The organism is Nonomuraea sp. NPDC000554, from assembly GCF_040300065.1.
Lineage (GTDB): Bacteria > Actinomycetota > Actinomycetes > Streptosporangiales > Streptosporangiaceae > Nonomuraea.
In genome coordinates, this window is the sequence record NZ_JBEPDC010000004.1 from 464,055 (window position 1) to 479,919 (window position 15,865).

At 70.6% G+C, this 15,865-nt stretch carries 15 protein-coding genes; 5 read left to right on the forward strand and 10 right to left on the reverse strand.

From position 1 onward, the window contains the following. Positions 1–64 precede the first annotated feature (64 nt). The 3 genes from ABT294_RS11100 to ABT294_RS11110 all read left to right on the forward strand — a co-directional run bounded on the left by ABT294_RS11100 (position 65) and on the right by ABT294_RS11110 (position 2,795). Positions 65–904, forward strand: a complete 840-nt coding sequence (locus tag ABT294_RS11100) for an SURF1 family cytochrome oxidase biogenesis protein (protein ID WP_350805108.1) — start codon at positions 65–67, stop codon at positions 902–904. 23 nt (positions 905–927) lie between these two features. After that, positions 928–1,443 carry a tyrosine-protein phosphatase gene (locus tag ABT294_RS11105; RefSeq protein ID WP_350805169.1) on the forward strand — a complete coding sequence of 172 codons (516 nt, stop codon included), beginning with the start codon at positions 928–930 and terminating at the stop codon, positions 1,441–1,443. 155 nt (positions 1,444–1,598) lie between these two features. Next, positions 1,599–2,795, forward strand: coding sequence for an amidohydrolase family protein (locus ABT294_RS11110; protein WP_350805109.1), 1,197 nt, complete (start codon positions 1,599–1,601; stop codon positions 2,793–2,795). Here the strand turns inward: ABT294_RS11110 and ABT294_RS11115 are convergent. From ABT294_RS11115 to ABT294_RS11130, 4 genes are all read right to left on the reverse strand, one after another. Continuing rightward, positions 2,792–3,136, reverse strand: a complete 345-nt coding sequence (locus ABT294_RS11115; RefSeq protein ID WP_350805111.1) for a YkvA family protein — start codon at positions 3,134–3,136, stop codon at positions 2,792–2,794. The two genes, ABT294_RS11110 and ABT294_RS11115, sit on opposite strands and share 4 nt — an antisense overlap. A 39-nt stretch (positions 3,137–3,175) precedes the next feature. Then, positions 3,176–4,612: an amidase gene (locus tag ABT294_RS11120; protein WP_350805112.1), complete on the reverse strand. Its 1,437-nt coding sequence runs from the start codon at positions 4,610–4,612 to the stop codon at positions 3,176–3,178. 18 nt (positions 4,613–4,630) lie between these two features. Beyond that, positions 4,631–5,593, reverse strand: a complete 963-nt coding sequence (locus tag ABT294_RS11125) for an LLM class F420-dependent oxidoreductase (protein ID WP_350805113.1) — start codon at positions 5,591–5,593, stop codon at positions 4,631–4,633. Between the two features lie 86 nt (positions 5,594–5,679). Beyond that, positions 5,680–6,348, reverse strand: a complete 669-nt coding sequence (locus ABT294_RS11130) for a TetR/AcrR family transcriptional regulator (protein ID WP_350805114.1) — start codon at positions 6,346–6,348, stop codon at positions 5,680–5,682. Positions 6,349–6,626: 278 nt separating this feature from the next. On the opposite strand from ABT294_RS11130, the gene ABT294_RS11135 reads away from it, so the two are divergent. Continuing rightward, complete coding sequence (locus tag ABT294_RS11135) at positions 6,627–7,202, forward strand: hypothetical protein (RefSeq protein WP_350805115.1); 576 nt, start codon at positions 6,627–6,629, stop codon at positions 7,200–7,202. Positions 7,203–7,245: 43 nt separating this feature from the next. Here ABT294_RS11135 and ABT294_RS11140 read toward each other — a convergent pair whose 3' ends face one another. From ABT294_RS11140 to ABT294_RS11160, 5 genes are all read right to left on the reverse strand, one after another. Beyond that, complete coding sequence (locus ABT294_RS11140) at positions 7,246–8,304, reverse strand: aspartate-semialdehyde dehydrogenase (protein WP_350805116.1); 1,059 nt, start codon at positions 8,302–8,304, stop codon at positions 7,246–7,248. After that, a complete protein-coding gene (locus ABT294_RS11145) occupies positions 8,301–9,575 on the reverse strand; it encodes an aspartate kinase (RefSeq protein ID WP_350805118.1) in 1,275 nt (424 codons plus the stop codon). Before ABT294_RS11145 ends, ABT294_RS11140 begins: the two co-directional genes overlap by 4 nt. A gap of 84 nt (positions 9,576–9,659) precedes the next feature. Then, positions 9,660–10,190 (reverse strand): DUF5063 domain-containing protein, encoded by a 531-nt coding sequence (locus ABT294_RS11150; protein WP_350805119.1) that lies wholly within the window; start codon positions 10,188–10,190, stop codon positions 9,660–9,662. After that, complete coding sequence (gene recR, locus ABT294_RS11155) at positions 10,183–10,782, reverse strand: recombination mediator RecR (RefSeq protein WP_350805121.1); 600 nt, start codon at positions 10,780–10,782, stop codon at positions 10,183–10,185. Before recR ends, ABT294_RS11150 begins: the two co-directional genes overlap by 8 nt. A 3-nt stretch (positions 10,783–10,785) precedes the next feature. Next, entirely contained in the window at positions 10,786–11,136 is a 351-nt protein-coding gene (locus tag ABT294_RS11160) for a YbaB/EbfC family nucleoid-associated protein (protein ID WP_350805122.1), read from the reverse strand. A gap of 383 nt (positions 11,137–11,519) precedes the next feature. Between ABT294_RS11160 and ABT294_RS11165 the strand changes: the two genes are divergently transcribed. Then, entirely contained in the window at positions 11,520–12,953 is a 1,434-nt protein-coding gene (locus tag ABT294_RS11165; RefSeq protein WP_350805123.1) for a GAF domain-containing protein, read from the forward strand. A gap of 551 nt (positions 12,954–13,504) precedes the next feature. Here ABT294_RS11165 and ABT294_RS11170 read toward each other — a convergent pair. Further along, the gene (locus ABT294_RS11170) at positions 13,505–15,841 is read right to left on the reverse strand and encodes a DNA polymerase III subunit gamma and tau (protein ID WP_350805124.1); all 2,337 of its coding nucleotides are present in this window, start codon (positions 15,839–15,841) and stop codon (positions 13,505–13,507) included. Positions 15,842–15,865 lie beyond the last annotated feature (24 nt).

Below are 15,865 nucleotides of genomic sequence, written 5' to 3' on the forward strand. Positions count from 1 at the left end.
CTCCAGATCGGGGCAGCAGGGTGGCAGATGAGGGAGCACAGGTCGCGCTGCCTACTCTTGAAGGGTGTACCGGTTCCTCCTTACGCCTCGCTGGGTCGCGCTCCACATCGTGGTGCTGCTGGTCATCCCCGCCTTCGTGTTCCTGGGCCGGTGGCAGTTCGGACGGTTCGAGGAGCGCTCGGCCAACAGCGACCGCGTGACCGCCAACCTGGCGGCCGCGCCGGTGCCCCTCGGCACGCTGGCCGGGCCGGGCCGGCAGGTGAAGGTGGACGACCGGTTCCACACGGTCACCGTCTCGGGCAGCTACGACGCGGCACACGGCCTGGTCGTGCGCAGGCGACCGCAGGAGGGCAGGCCCGGCTTCTACGTGCTGACCCCGCTGGTGACGGGTGGCGGTCAGGCCGTCCTGGTGAACAGGGGCTGGGTGAAGGCGGGGGCGAGCGCCGACGCGCCGCCCGAGGTGCCCGCGCCGCCCGCAGGGCAGGTAACTGTCACCGGACGGCTACGCCCGGGGGAGACGGAGGAGTCAAGCGGGCTCAAGGACCGCTCGGGGCTGCCTCCGGGCCAGGTGCTGCTGATCGACCCCGGCAAGATCGGCAAGGGGCTGCCGTACCAGCTCGTGGGCGGGTACGTGGAGCTGACCGGGCAGCAGCCGAAGCCCGCCGCGGCGCCGGAGCCGGTGCCCGCGCCCGACGTGGGCTCGGGCGGCGGGCTCAACCTGGCGTACGGCGTCCAGTGGTGGCTGTTCATCGGCGTGGCCATCGGCGGCTGGATCCTGCTCATCCGGCGCGAGGTCGCCGACAGAAAGGCAGCGGAGTCCGCTGAGGTGCCGGAGTCCCCGAAGGTGCCGGAGACCGCGGAGTCCTCCACCGAGCAGCAGGAGACGCATCCCGCCCCGAATTAGGGTGATGAGCGGAGCACGAGGAGCTGCGGTACCACAACCTGCCTATCGAGGTAAGGCGCTGGGACACCAGCTCGTACAACGACGACGCGCAGGGCGTCCCCAGGTTCCTCGCCGACCGCTACCTGGAGGTCTCGGAAGACGGCGTCGCCAACCTGCGCGAGGCCGTCGAGACCGTCTCGCGGGACGACAGCGCCCCGGTCGTCGTCCACTGCGCGGCCGGCAAGGACCGTACCGGCCTGCTCATCGCGATCATCCTGGCGCTCCTCGGCGTGGCGGAGGACGACATCGTGGCCGACTACGCGCTGACCGGCCTGGCCACCGAGCGTTTCATCGCCGACTGGCAGGCCAGACACCCCGGCTCCCCCATGTGGCCGGGTTTCGGCCAGGCTCCCGCCGAGGCGATGCGGCTCTTCCTCGCCGACCTGGTCGCGCGGCACGGCTCGGTTGCGCGGTACTGCGCCGAGGTGCTGCGCGTGGGGTCGGGCGTCGTCGACGAACTGCGGCGTGCTCTGCTGACTGAGGCGGCTTCAGCGGGGTAGCGGGTACTTGGGTCCGCGTGGGCTGAGCGGACCGTCGGCACCCCGGGGTCGCCCGCGCCCCCTCCCCGGCGATCCCGGGTCCGAAGAGGGCTTGGATACCCAACGGATACGTCGCAGCTTGTTCGACGTTATCCCGTCGTCGTACGGTTACCTGCGTGACTACGCCGCTGCTCCCCGACCCAGATCCGAGGCGGCGCGACTACGTGATCATCTCCGCCGACGATCACCTGATCGAGCCTCCTGACCTCTTCGAGGACAGGCTGCCGGAGAAGTTCGCCGAGGTCGCGCCCAAGGTCGTGGAGACGGAGGCCGGTCACCAGGTGTGGCGCTACGGCGGCGCGACCTATCCCTGCGCGGGGATAGACGTCGGCGCCGGGCTGCCGCGCGAGCAGTGGACCCTCGACCCGGTCAGGTTCGAGAACATGCGTCCCGGCTGCCACGACATCGAGGCCCGGGTCGAGGACATGGATCTCGCCGGCATCTGGGCGGCGCTCTGCTTCCCCGGCATGCTGGCGGGCCAGGCGGGCATGCCGTTCGCCAGGACCCGCGACCAGGAGCTCGGCCTGGCTCTGGTCAAGGCGTGGAACGACTGGCACATCGACGTCTGGGCCGGCACCTACCCCGAGCGGATCATCGGCCTGCAGCTCCCGTGGCTCCCCGATCCCGACATCGCCGCCAAGGAGATCCGCGCCAACGCGGCCCGTGGCTTCAAGGCCGTGGTGTTCCCCGAGTTCCCGACCCGGCTGCGGCTGCCGTCGATCCACTCGGGCCACTGGGACCCGTTCTTCGCCGCCTGCGAGGAGACCGGCACGGTCGTCTGCCTGCACACGGGCGCGTCGAGCTGGTCGCCCGTCCCGTCGCCCGACACGCCGATCGAGGCGATCACCACGCTGATGCCCACCAGCGCCATGTTCGCCTGCGCCGACTGGCTCTGGTCGGGGGTGCCGCTGCGCTTCCCGTCGCTGCGCATCCTCATCGTGGAGGGCGGCGTGGGCTGGCTGCCGTTGCTGGCGACACGGGCCGACTACGCGCTCGACCACCCGGTCGCGGGCGAGGCGGAGTGGGACGGCGGGCTCAAGCCGAGCGAGGTGCTGCGCCGCAACTTCTACTTCGGCACCCTCGACGACCACGCGCTGTCAGGCGTGCGGCTCGCGGTCGGCCTCGACCACGTGCTGCAGGAGAGCGGCTATCCGCACTCCGACTCGACGTGGCCCGACACCCAGAAGTCGCTGGCCACCAACCTCGGAACGCTCCCACCGGCCGACATCGCCAGGGTCGCGTACGGCAACGCGGCCCGCCTGTTCGGCCACCCGCTGCCGTCGCGCGCCTGGCTCAGGATGGAGCAGATCTAGCTTTCGACCTGGCCGGCGATGACTTTGTGCTCCCAGTCGACGTAACGCCCGCTCTCACCGAGCAGCGACGCGATCAGCCAGAGGAAGACGCCGAAGTCGTCGGCGACGCCCACCAGCACGAGGAAGTCCGGGATCACGTCGATGGGCGAGACGATGTAGACCACGCCGAGCGCGAGCAGCGCCAGCTTGCCCTTGCCCATGCCGTCGTACTGGCCGCGCATCACCGCGCCGATCATGCGGGGGATGGCCCGCACCCTGCTCAGCACGCCAGGTGTGCCTGGCTTGGTCACTTCGCGGTACGTCTTCCACGCCGCCGCCGCCCGTGCTGCCTTCGCCATCATGAGCACCCCTCTACCCCGGACTCTTCACGACATAACGCGTTACCTCCGGCCGGGGTTCCTGTCGATCATCGGATGGACGAACGGCCTGGCCTCCTCGATCTGCGACGCCACCCGTACCAGCAGGTCCTCCCGTCCGGCGGCGGCCACGAGCTGGACGCCGACCGGCAGTCCCGCCGCTGTCATGTGCAGCGGCAGCGAGATCGCGGGCTGCCCGGTCGCGTTGAAGGGCGAGGTGTAGGCGACCGAGTGGGCCGTCCTGCCGAAGGCGGTGCTCAGGTCGTCGGGCGGGATCCAGCCGAGCGGGAACGGCGCCACCCCGAGCGACGGCATCAGCAGCAGGTCGTGGCCCGCGTTCCACCAGGAGGCCATCCGCCTGCGGAAGGCGTCGATCCACTGGGTCGACAGGATGTGCTCGGGGGCGCTGTGCCCGCGGCCCGCCCTGGCCATGGCGGCGTTGCGCGGTTCCAGTTCGTCCAGGTCCACGGGCTTGCCGCGCCAGCGGCCGATGTTCTCGAGCTCGGCGGCCAGGTTGTTCGACACGATCGCGCCGAACTGCTCGGCGAAGCCCCGGTCGGCCAGCGCCGGCGGGCCGCCGGGTGTCACCTGGTGCCCCAGCGACTCCAGCAGGCCCGCGGCCCGGTCGACGGCCTCGGCCAGGTCGGGCACGTCCGGGACGTCGCCTCTCGGGTGCGCGGTCAGGAACCCGATCCGCAGCCGTCCGGGGTCCGCGCCGACCTCGCGGGCGAGCGGCCCCGGCAGCGCGGGCGCGTCGTACGGGTCGCCGTGCTCGTAGCCGAGGACGAGGTCGAGCGCCGCCGCCGTGTCGCGCACGGTCCTGGTGACGAACCCGGGGCAGGAGAAGCCGTTCCAGCCCTCGCCGAGGCGCGGCCCGAGGCTGACGCGCCCACGGGTCGGCTTCAGCCCCACCAGGCCACAGAGGGAGGCGGGAATGCGGACCGAGCCACCGCCGTCGCTCGCCGTGGCCAGCGCCACCATCCCGGCCGCGACCGCCGCCGCCGAGCCGCCGCTCGACCCGCCCGCGGAGTACCCGGTGTCGTACGGATTGCGCGTGGGCCCGAACGCCACCGGCTCGGTGGTGATCGTGCTGCCGAACTCGGGCGTGTTCGTCCGCCCGAGGACGACGAAGCCCGCCGCGCGCAGCCTGGCCACGCCGTAGCCGTCCTCCTCGACCCGGACGCCGTCGAGCGTCCGTGAGCCCGCGCTGTATGGCTCGCCCGCCTGCGGCCAGCCCAGGTCCTTGAGCAGGATCGGCACCCCGCGGAAGGGGGCGTCGGCGGGCGCGGCGTCGAGCTCGGCCAGCGCCCGGTCGAACCTGCGGTGGACGACGGCGTTGAGCTCGCCGTCGTGCGCCTCGATCCGGGCGATCGCCGCCTCCACCAGCTCCCGTGGCGACACCTGCCCGTCTCGTACGGCCTGCGCCTGCCCGATCGCGTCCAGCCTGAGTACCTCGTCCATGGGTCGGTCATCCCTCCGTCAGGGGGCCAGGGCTCGGACCGCCTCGGCGAGCGGCACCTTTCCGCCGGGGATCGGCGCCAGGATCGGGGTGTCGAGGCCGTTGTCGACATACTGCTGGATCCGGGCCCGGCACGTCTCCGCGTCGCCGTGGACGACCAGCGCGTCGACGACCTCGTCCGGGATCGCCTTGAGCGCCGCCTGCCTGTCGCCCGCCGCCCAGGCCTCGTGCATGGGGCGGAGCACCTCGCCGCGTCCCAGCCAGTCGTGGAAGGCGGCGTAGACGGGCACGGTGAGGTAGCTCGCCAGCATCCAGCGGGCCAGCTCGCGCACCTTGTCGGCGTCCTCGCCGAGCTCCGTAACGCAGACGAACAGGCGGGCGATCAGCTCCGTGTCCGGCCCGATCTCGGCCCGCACCCGGCGCACGTCGTCGGGCGAGAGCCAGTTCGTGATCGCGCCGTCAGCCTCGGACGCGGCCAGGCGCAGCATCCGGGGTCTGAGGGCGGCCAGCACGATCCTGGGCGGGTTCTCCGGCGGCCGGTCGAGTTTGAACCCTTTGACGTGGAACGTCTCGTACGCCTCCGACACCTTCTCGCCTGCCAGCGCCTTCCTGAGGAAGCGCAGCGTGTCGCGGGTCCGCGCGTACGGCTTGGCGAACTCGCCCGCGTTCCAGCGCTCCACGATCGCCGGGGAGGACGAGCCGATGCCCAGCACGAACCGGCCGGGTGCCAGGTCGGCCAGCGTGGCGGCCTGCATGGCCAGCAGCGCGGGGCCGCGGGTGAAGACCGGGACGATCGCGCTGCCAAGCCTCATACCGGGCGCCCACTGCGAGGCCATGGCCAGCGGGACGAAGCCGTCGACGCCGTTGACCTCGGCCGACCAGGCGTCCGTGTAGCCCAGCGCGGGCAGCTCCTCGATCAGCTCGCGCGACTGCGCCAGCGAGCGGTCGTGGAACGGAATCGTCATGCCCCAGTTCTGCGTCATCGCGGCCTCTCAGCTCGGCGTCACCCAGGCTGACCATACCAACCGGGCGGTATGCCGTCTCCAGCCGGATCTTCGCCGTGACCGCGTCAGGCGCGCAGCTCGTGCATCGCCGCGATGAAGTCCGTGGTGATGCCCCGCAGGCCGGGCAGGTGCGACAGGCCGACGAGCCGGTCCACCAGGGGCACGGTGACCTCGATCAGCCGGTGCGTACGCGCGCATCCCGGCGAGGTGTCGTGGACCCAGAACAGCACCATGCCCATCGACAGCAGCCACAGCAGCTCCGGCAGCTCCTCGCGCAGCTCGGAGCTCATCCGGTCGCGCGCCCCCTCGACCACCTGCCGGTAGATCGCGATGGACGCCTCACGCGCCGGGGACGTCTGCGCGCTGAACGGGCTCAACGGGTTCGCGGGCTCGGCCGCGTGCTTGAAGAACTTCACCGCGAACTCGTGGTACGGCTCCGAGACCCGCACCCACTCCCGCAGTACCCCGCTCAGCCTGGCGGCGAACGAGGACTCGGTGGCGAGCAGCTCCCGGCAGGCGTCCTCGTGCTCGGCCTGGGCGCGGTCGTAGTACGCCTGGATCAACGCCTCCTTGCTCTCGAAGTAGTAGTAGGCGTTACCGACAGACACGCCGGCCTCGGCTGCGATGGACCGCATCGTCGTGGCGTCGAAGCCACGCTCCCGGAACAGTCGCAAGGCCGTCTCGACGATGACCTCTCGGGTGCTCTCCGATCCTCGGTTTCGGGCTTCGGACACGTTCGTCACTTTACGTCTTTGTCGCGGGTTAGGTCATGGACCCGCACGGTGATCACCGACACACGGCAAAGATCCTGGTGCGACAGGGATCATCTGGTGTGAATGGTGGGATTGATGATTCTGGCGGAAGGGCTATTCCGCGAAAAGGCATCGACATGTGGATACGTGGAACATGGCGCCCTCTAGGGGTCGCACTCCTCGGCATTGAGATCACCATAATCGCACTGGCATCGGCCGCCTCCGCCGCTCCCAAGACACCCGTCGGGGAGTCGCGGCAGATGTCGTCGAACATAGTCCGGGGCTATCACCTGGGCGGCGGGATCGAGCTCGCCCGCTGGCACACCAGGCTGGACAGCCAGAGGGCCGGTCCAGAGTCACGTCGGGGCGCCACGCCGCGCGGATCGCGGCCCGACAAGCGGCAGAAGGTCGACCTGAGCCGGGCCATGCCCAGACAGGCGATGATCCACCTGACGCACGCCAGCGCCACCGACTGGCTCCAGGACGAGGGCCTGCACTGGACGTCGTCCGGACACTGCTCGAACAGGTGGAGGTACAACTGCACCTCGCTGGAGTCGGTCCGCACGGACACGATCTCTCGCCTCATCGACCTGAAGCGTGAGAGCGGCTGCCCGATCATGGTCACGGGCGGCACCGAAACCGGGCACGCGGCCGGCCGCTACAGCCACAGCAACGGCTACAAACTAGACATCACGCCCAATGCGTGCATGAACCGCTATATCACGGAGAACTACGACTACTCCGGCAAGCGCGGAGACGGCGCAGGCCTCTACCGCTCGCCAGAGGGCGTCACGTTCGCGAGAGAGGCGAACCACTGGGACATCCTCTTCCGGTGAGCTGCGCCCGCTCAGCGAGCGGGCGCAGCACCTCGCAGACGCCTCAGAACTCGGACGCCACCAGCTCGGCGATCTCGGCGGCGTTCAACGCGGCGCCCTTGCGCAGGTTGTCACCGCAGACGAACAGGTCGAGCGTGTTCGGGAAATCGACCGCCTGACGGACCCTCCCGACGTAGGTCGGGTCGGTGCCCACCACGTCGACCGGGGTCGGGTAGACGCCGTTGGCCGGATCGTCCATCAGGACGACGGTCGGCGCCGCCTCCAGCACCCGGTGCGCGTCGGCGACGGTGATGTCGCGCTCGAACCGCGCGTGGACGGCCAGCGAGTGCGTGGTGATCACCGGCACCCTGACACAGGTCGCGGAGACCTTCAGGTCGGGGATGCCGAGGATCTTCCGCGACTCGTTGCGCAGCTTGACCTCCTCGGAGGCCCAGCCGCCGTCCTTGTACGAGCCCGCCCACGGCACCACGTTGAACGCGATCGGCGCCGGGAACGGCGACTCCTCGGGCAGCCGGTTGGCCAGCACCTTGCGGACGTCACCCGCGACCTGGCCGACCGTGCGGTCGCCGGCGAGCGCCTCGACCTCGTCGTACAGCCGCGCGGAGCCTGCCACGCCCGCGCCTGTCACCGCCTGGTAGGAGGCGACGACCAGCTCCTTGAGGACGTACTCGGCGTGCAGCGCGCCCATCGCGGCCATCATCGACAGCGTGGTGCAGTTGGGCGTGGAGATGATGTTGCGGGGCCGCTCACGCGCGTCGAGCGGGTTCACCTCGGGCACGACCAGGGGGACGTCCGGCTCCATCCGGAACGTGCCGGACTTGTCGATCGCGATCGCACCTCGCTCGGCCGCGATCGGCACCCACACGGCCGACACCTCGTCGGGCACGTCGAAGATGGCGATGTCGATACCGTCGAACACCTCGGGCGCCAGGGCCTGGACGACGACGTCCTCGCCGCGGACCTTCAGCACCTTGCCCGCCGAGCGCGGCGAGGCGACGAGGCGGATCTCGCCCCAGATGTCGTCGCGGGACGAGACGATGTCCCGCATGACGGTGCCGACGGCACCGGTGGCCCCGATCAGGGCAAGATTCGGCCTGCTCATCGTCCTGAACCTCCATACACCACGGCTTCGACCTGGTCGGCGTCGAGATCGAAGGCGCGGTGCGCGGCCGCCACGGCCGAGTCGACACCGTCCTGGCCCACGATCACGGAGATGCGGATCTCCGAGGTGGAGATCATCTCGATGTTGACTCCCGCGTCGGCGAGGGCCGCGAAGAACGTCGCGGTGACACCGGGGTGCGAGCGCATGCCCGCGCCGATCAGCGACACCTTCCCGATCTGGTCGTCGAACAGCAGCGACTCGTAGGCGATGTCGCCCTGGATCTTCTTCAACGCCGTCAGCGCCGTCGAGCTGTCGGCCGTGGGCAGCGTGAAGGAGATGTCGGTGCGGCCCGTCGCGGCTGCCGAGACGTTCTGCACGATCATGTCGATGTTGATCTCGGCGTCGGCCAGAGTTTTGAAGATCGCGGCAGCCTCTCCGACCTTGTCGGGAACACCGACAACGGTGATCTTGGCCTCGCTCCGGTCGTGCGCGACGCCGGAGATGATCGGCTGCTCCATCTCGGTTCCTTCGGTGTAAGGGTCGGAGACGACCCACGTGCCTTCCCTGGTGCTGAACGAGCTGCGGACGTGGATCGGCAGGTCGAACCGGCGAGCATACTCGACGCAGCGCAGGTGCAGAATCTTCGCGCCGCAGGCCGCCATCTCCATCATCTCGTCGTAGGAGATCCTGGGGATCTGGCGCGCGGCGGGCACGATGCGCGGGTCGGCGGTGAAGATGCCGTCGACGTCGGTGTAGATCTCGCAGACATCGGCCTCCAGGGCCGCCGCCAGCGCCACCGCGGTGGTGTCGGAACCGCCGCGGCCCAGCGTGGTGATGTCCTTGGTGTCCTGCGAAACGCCCTGGAAGCCGGCCACGATCGCGATGTGGCCCTGGTCGATCGACTCACGGATACGGCTCGGCGACACGTCGATGATGCGCGCCTTGCCGTGCGTGGAGTCGGTGATCACGCCTGCCTGCGAACCCGTGAACGAACGCGCCTCATGGCCCAGGTTGGCGATCGCCATCGCCAGCAGCGCCATCGAGATGCGCTCACCCGAGGTCAGCAGCATGTCGAGCTCGCGGGCCGGAGGCAGCGGCGACACCTGCTCGGCCAGGTCGAGCAGCTCGTCAGTGGTGTCGCCCATGGCGGAGACGATCACGACCACGTCGTTGCCGGCTTTTTTCGTCGCGACGATCCGCTGCGCGACCCGCTTGATGCAGGACGCGTCGGCGACGGACGAACCACCGTACTTTTGCACAACGAGCGCCACGAGAGTCTCCCGGTCTGGACTGTGAGCTGCCAGTCTACTGGGGGCCTCTGATGGAGCCGATGGCTCGTACCACTATATGGATGATCAGACCGTTGTGGTTTCCTCGGCCACGTCGAGCCTGGAGTGCGCCGCCAGGGCCTGCAGCGCGCGCATCGCAGCCCCCGCGTGGTTGCCCCACGTGTTGAAGTAGGAGTACTGCCACCACCACATCGCCTCGTGCGGCCGGCCCGCATGGTAGTGGCGCAGGCCGTGGATGAGGTCGGCCGCGACCGCCGTCAGGTCGTCGGACAGCCGGTACGCCGTCACGCCGGTGTCCTTGTACGGGTCGAACACCTCGGCGTAGTCGTCGACCGCCTCCAGCAGCTCGGCCAGAGCGGTGCGGACGCCGTCGATGTCGGGGTCCTCGCCCAGCGGCGGCTCGTTGTTGCCCGACAGGATCACGTCCTCGTTGGCGCCGAGCTTGGCCCCGGCCAGGCTCACCTGCGCCACCTCGACCAGCAGCAGCGACCAGATGGCGTCGCCGCCCTCGCCGCTGGCGACCCTGGCCAGACCGTCGACATAGTTCTGCGCGTGCCCGGCGATCTCCTCCGCCAGCGTGCTCCACTGGTCAGACATCCAGTAGCCTCCGTCCTTCGAAAGCGCGGCCCAAGGTCACCTCGTCGGCGTACTCGAGGTCACCGCCCACAGGCAGACCGCTGGCCAGTCGTGTCACTTTCACACCCATCGGCTTGACCAGACGGGCGAGGTACGTGGCGGTCGCCTCGCCCTCGAGATTGGGGTCGGTGGCGAGGATGAGCTCGGTCACCCGGCCGTCGGCCAGCCGGGTCATCAGCTCGCGGATACGCAGATCGTCGGGGCCGATGCCGTCGATCGGGCTGATCGCGCCGCCGAGCACGTGGTAGGTGCCGCGGAACTCGCGCGTCTTCTCGATCGCGACCACGTCCTTCGACTCCTCCACCACGCAGATGACGTGGGTGTCGCGGCGCGGATCGCGGCAGATGCGGCACTCCTCCTCGGAGGCCACGTTGCCGCAGGTCCTGCAGAACCTGACCTTCTCCTTGACCTCAAGCAGCGCGTGCGCCAGCCGCTTGACGTCGGCCGGATCGGCCGCGAGCAGGTGGAACGCGATGCGCTGCGCGCTCTTGGGACCGACGCCGGGCAGCAGCCCCAGCTCGTCGATCAGGTTCTGGACGACCCCCTCGTACATGGTCTAGAACCCTGGCAACTGACCGAGACCGCCGCCGCCCAGCCCCTGGGCCAGCGGGCCGAGCTTCTCCTGCTGCAGGTCGGAGGCGGCTCGCACCGCGTCACGGACCGCCGCGATCACCAGGTCGGCGATCGTGTCAGCGGTGTCCTGCGGATCGGCGGCGTCGATCACGCTCGGATCGATCTTCAGCTCCAGCAGTTCGCCCGAACCGTTCACCACGGCGGTCACCATGCCGCCGCCGGCCGAGCCCTCGATCTGCGCGTCGTTCAGCTCCTGCTGGGCGCTCACTAGCTGCTGCTGCATGAGCTGGGCCTGCTCCAGCAGCTGCTGCAGGTTGACATCCCCTGGGTTCACCGTCGTGCGCTCCTCGTGGCTCCGCGTCGTCGTTGACTGCCACGAGCCTACGGTGTTTGGGCGTCGTCATGCACTGGCGGCCTTCGTGTTTCGCCCTGTTCGTGTGCCAACCCTGGTGTTCTCGGGGTTCTGCGGCTGTTCTCTGGGTTCGGCCGCGTCGGGCCCTGGCCGGGTCTCGGCCCCCCTCCAGCGTCCGAGACCCGGCCAACCGCGCCGGCAGGAGCGGCCGCACCTCGCCGACGCGCTGAGCGGGGACGCTAGTCCCGCCAACGTTGCACACACGTTGCGACCGTTTGATCACCGTCGGCAATCTTCTGAACGGGTTGCGTTCATCCCCTCGACCCCGGATGCTCGCAATACGGCTCGACTACTTGGAGTGGCCGATGAGTTACAGCCATCTCGACGCCTATTCCCGCCGCCTCCGCCGAGCGCAGGAAGCGGTGGCCACCGGGGAAGGCTGGCCCGACGGGCCGCGCCACCTCGTCGCCGCGTCGTGGAAGCGCTCGATGGAGGCCGGGGTCGACATCGAAGCCGACGCCGCTCCCCTCATCTACGACCGTGCCGAGATCGACGACGTCCGCGAGACGCACCCGCTGCGGCCGCTGCTCCCCCTGCTCACGCAGACGCTCACCTCGCTCGCCTACCAGAACGCGCACGTCATGATCGTCACCGACGGCGCCGGGCGGGTCCTCTGGCGCGACGGCGACCGCGCGGTCATGCGCGTCGCCGACCGGATCGGGCTGTCCGCCGGACACCTCTGGGCCGAGAGCGACGTCGGCACCAACGGCATCGGCACCGCCCTCACCACCCGGCGGCCCGTGCACGTCTACTCGGAGGAGCACCTCATGCGCGTCCTGCACGTCTGGTCGTGCAGCGGCGCCCCCATCACCGACCCCGACTCCGGGGCCGTGCTCGGCTGCGTGGACGTCAGCGGCACCGCGCCCAGCCTGCACCCCGCGACCGTCGCCCTGGTCGCCGCGACGTCCAGGCTCGCCGAAGCCGAACTGGCCCTGCGCATGCACGAACGCGACCAACGCCTGCGCCGCCGCTACGAGTCGCTGCGCGGCCGTCCCGGCATCCTGCTCTCGTCCACCGGACGTGTCCTCGCGGGCGACCCGTCGGGCAGCGTCGGCGAGCGGGTCCTGCTCGCCGAACCGGGCAAGCACATGATCCTGCGCGACGGGCGGGTGGCGCTGCTCGAACCGTTCGTCGACGGCTACCTGCTGCACGCGCTGTCGACCATCGCCGCACCGCCCACGCTCCGCCTGTCGCTCCTCGGCGACGGCCCACCGACGGCCACCATGGGCGGACGCCGCGTGCCGCTGTCGCTCAGACACGCCGAGATCCTCGCCCTGCTGGCGCTCCACCCCCGCGGGCTCACCGCCGAACAGCTCACCTTCCACCTGTACGGCGACGACGGCAACCCCGTGACCATCCGGGCCGAGATCCACCGCCTCCGCGCCCAGCTCGGCGGCGCGATCGGCGCCAAGCCGTACCACCTGACGGCCCCCATCGAAGCCGACTTCCTACAGGTCAGACACCTCCTGTCGGTCAACGACCCGGCCTCCGTCGCGCGCTCCTACTCCGGCCCCCTGCTCCCCCGCTCGGAGTCACCGGAAATCCGCAGAGAACGGGACGAACTGGAGGTCCAGGTACGGGCGTGCCTGCTCCGCCACGGCTCCCCCGACGACCTGTGGACGTACGCCCAAACCCCCAACGGGCGCGACGACCGTCACATCCTCGAACGCCTGTCGGCCTCACTCCCCGCCTCGGACCCACGCGCCGCCGCCGCCCACATCCGCCTCCACACCGACTGAACCTTCCGCGACCTACTGTGGGCGTTTCCTTCTTTTACTGCCTTCTTCTACGGCCAGCACGCGAAGACACCGCCCGCCGTCGCCACTGCGGTCTGTCAGTTCCACGCCAGTCGGGTGGTTCGGGCTGAGCGCCGTTACGTACCGCGGAAGACATCTGGGTGGTATTTCGCCGGCCCCTTCCACGACCTCACGCCTCCACCCACGTCAACCATCCGCTCGGCCGGCGCATCCACCCAGCGCCCCGCCCGCTGGCACGTCCTGCCTGGCCCGTCGGCGCATCGCCGACCGTCCGGCCCCACCAGTCCCCCGGTCACCACTTGGCACGTCGGTACTCTCTGCCCACCGACGGGGCCGCGGACTCCGCCCGTTCTCCGGCCTCGCGTCCTTCACGTTCGCCAGCCGACCACCATTTGGCACGCCGGTACTTCCTGCCCACCGGAGCGGGCTCCGCCCGTTCTCCGACCTCACGCCTTTCACGTTCGCCAGCCGGCCACCACTTGGGCGGCCGTCTAGGCGTCTACCCCGTTGGGCGGTAGTCGTGGCGAGCGGGGTTACGTGTGATCGATTTCGCCGATCACCTGGGCGCCCAGTTCCCGTTGGAGGAGGGCCATGCCCGACAGTTCGTCGACGTCGGCGTCCGCGTCGTTGAGCGGGTCCACGTCGTCGGACTCCGGGCCCTTGCCTCTGCCTGGGATGGCGTCCGGCCACGCCGAGGAGCCGCCCTGCCGTGTAGCCGGGGCCCGGGGACCTGCCTGGGCGGCGGCCTTGGCAGCCGACCTGGCGGCGGCGAGCCCGGCGCCTGGCGTGGCGCGCGTCGGGTCGGGGGTGGGGGGAGAGCCCGGGCCGGGGTCGTCGGGGGCGTCGGGCCAGGACTCGTCCGTGGTCTGCCTCGCCTGGGACGTCGGCTGCGCGGCGCTGGCGGCCGGGCCAGGCGACGGGTCTTGTGCGCTTCCGTCCTGCGACCCGCCGTGCGAACTCGTGCGGCCGCTGGCGTGGCCCCCTGATGCCGGCCCCTGCGGCGAGGTGCTGCTGTCGGGCGCGGGCTGGGCGGGCGCGGCGTGCCCACCATGCCCCTGCACCGCCGGACCGGCCCCGGACGGACCCTGCGCTTCCGGCTGGCCGGGAGCCCCGGAATGCCCCTGCGACGGCTGCGGACGCGACGGCCCTCCCCGGTTGCCCTGCGGGGCGGGAGAGCCGCCCACGACGGCCTCCACCCGCCAGGTGCCCCCGAGGACGTCGCCAAGGGCGCTCGCGACCACGGCGTCCTTGCCGCCACCCGTGAAGTTCTTCATCGCGCCGACCTGCGAGAAGCCGAGCGTGACCAGATTGCCCTCCACGCCGACCAGCTGAGCGTTGGTGCTCACGTTGGCCCAGACCACGATGCTGCGCTGCTTGAGCGCGGCCAGCACCGCAGGCCACTGCGGCTGGATCGCGGAAGCCGCCCCCACCGCGGGCGCGGCGGGCCCCGGAGCAGCGGCCTGCACAGGCTGGACGGGCGCGCCCGGGCGCGCCGCCTCCGGCCAGTCGTCAGCCGCCGACGCAGCCCCAGCACCGGAACCACCGGCGCTGTCAGATCCGCCGCCGGCACCGGCGCCGGGAGCACCGTCAGCGTTGCCAGGACCGATGGGAACGCCTGTGCCGTTCCCGTACGAAGCAGAGGAGGGTTGCGCCACCGCGACGCCGGGCGTGGGGATGGTCGGCGTGGCGGCGCGGGCCGCCATCTGGGCGATCGCTCCGCCGCGTTCCAGGCGCTCCAGGCGAGCCAGCAGCGCCTCCTCGCCCTGCGACGCCCCCGGCAGCAGGACGCGGGCGCACATCAGCTCCAGGAGCAGGCGCGGCGAGGTGGCGCCGCGCATCTCCGTCAGGCCCGCGTTGAAGACCTCGGCGGCCCGGGTGAGCTCGGCGGGCCCCATCGAGGACGCCTGCTGAACCAGGCGCTCCAACTCGTCGGCCGGACGGTCGAGCAGCCCGCTGGAGGCCGCCTCTGGGACGTTGGCCAGGATCACCAGGTCGCGGAAGCGTTCGAGCAGGTCGGAGGCGAAGCGGCGAGGGTCGTGGCCACCTTCGATCACCCGGTTGACCGCGTGGAAGATCTGGGCCCCGTCGCGGGCGGCGAACGCGTTCACGACTTCGTCGAGCAGGTCGCCGTCGGTGTAGCCGAGCAGCGAGACGGCCTTGGCGTAGGTGATGCCGTCGTCCTCGGCCCCGGCGAGCAGCTGGTCGAGGATGGACAGCGAGTCACGTGCGGACCCCGCGCCCGCCCTGACGACCAACGGCAGGGCGTTCGGCTCGAACGGGACGCTCTCGGAGGTGAGGATCTCCTCCAGCAGCGCCCGGAGCGTCGCGGGCGGCATCAGCCTGAACGGGTAGTGGTGGGTACGCGACTTGATGGTGCCGATGACCTTTTCCGGCTCGGTCGTCGCGAAGATGAACTTCAGGTGCGGCGGGGGCTCCTCGACGAGCTTGAGCAGCGCGTTGAAACCCTCGCGGGTCACCATGTGCGCCTCGTCGATGATGTAGATCTTGTAACGCGCCGACACGGGGGCGAAGAAGGCCCGCTCGCGCAGGTCGCGGGCGTCGTCGACACCGCCGTGGGAGGCCGCGTCGATCTCGATGACGTCGAGGTGGCCCGGACCGGTGGGGGCGAGCGCCACGCACGACTCGCAGACGCCGCACGGGTCAGGGGTCGGCCCCTTCTCGCAGTTCAGGGAGCGGGCGAGGATACGGGCACTGGACGTCTTGCCGCACCCGCGAGGACCGCTGAAGAGGTAGGCGTGGTTGATGCGGCTCGTCCGCAGCGCCTGCCGGAGCGGCTCAGTGACGTGCTCCTGACCCTTGACCTCGGCGAACGTACCGGGCCGGTACTTGCGGTAAAGCGCAAGGCTCATGCGACCATCCCGCCTGCGAGGGGC

Excerpts from the sequence above, each read along its gene's own strand:
- ABT294_RS11115 (WP_350805111.1), bottom strand. The coding sequence starts at position 3,136 with ATGATGGCGAAGGCAGCACGGGCGGCGGCGGCGTGGAAGACGTACCGC.
- ABT294_RS11120 (WP_350805112.1), bottom strand. The coding sequence starts at position 4,612 with ATGGACGAGGTACTCAGGCTGGACGCGATCGGGCAGGCGCAGGCCGTA.
- ABT294_RS11125 (WP_350805113.1), bottom strand. The coding sequence starts at position 5,593 with ATGACGCAGAACTGGGGCATGACGATTCCGTTCCACGACCGCTCGCTG.
- ABT294_RS11135 (WP_350805115.1), top strand. The coding sequence starts at position 6,627 with ATGTCGTCGAACATAGTCCGGGGCTATCACCTGGGCGGCGGGATCGAG.
- ABT294_RS11140 (WP_350805116.1), bottom strand. The coding sequence starts at position 8,304 with ATGAGCAGGCCGAATCTTGCCCTGATCGGGGCCACCGGTGCCGTCGGC.
- ABT294_RS11150 (WP_350805119.1), bottom strand. The coding sequence starts at position 10,190 with ATGTCTGACCAGTGGAGCACGCTGGCGGAGGAGATCGCCGGGCACGCG.
- recR (WP_350805121.1), bottom strand. The coding sequence starts at position 10,782 with ATGTACGAGGGGGTCGTCCAGAACCTGATCGACGAGCTGGGGCTGCTG.
- ABT294_RS11165 (WP_350805123.1), top strand. The coding sequence starts at position 11,520 with ATGAGTTACAGCCATCTCGACGCCTATTCCCGCCGCCTCCGCCGAGCG.
- ABT294_RS11170 (WP_350805124.1), bottom strand. The coding sequence starts at position 15,841 with ATGAGCCTTGCGCTTTACCGCAAGTACCGGCCCGGTACGTTCGCCGAG.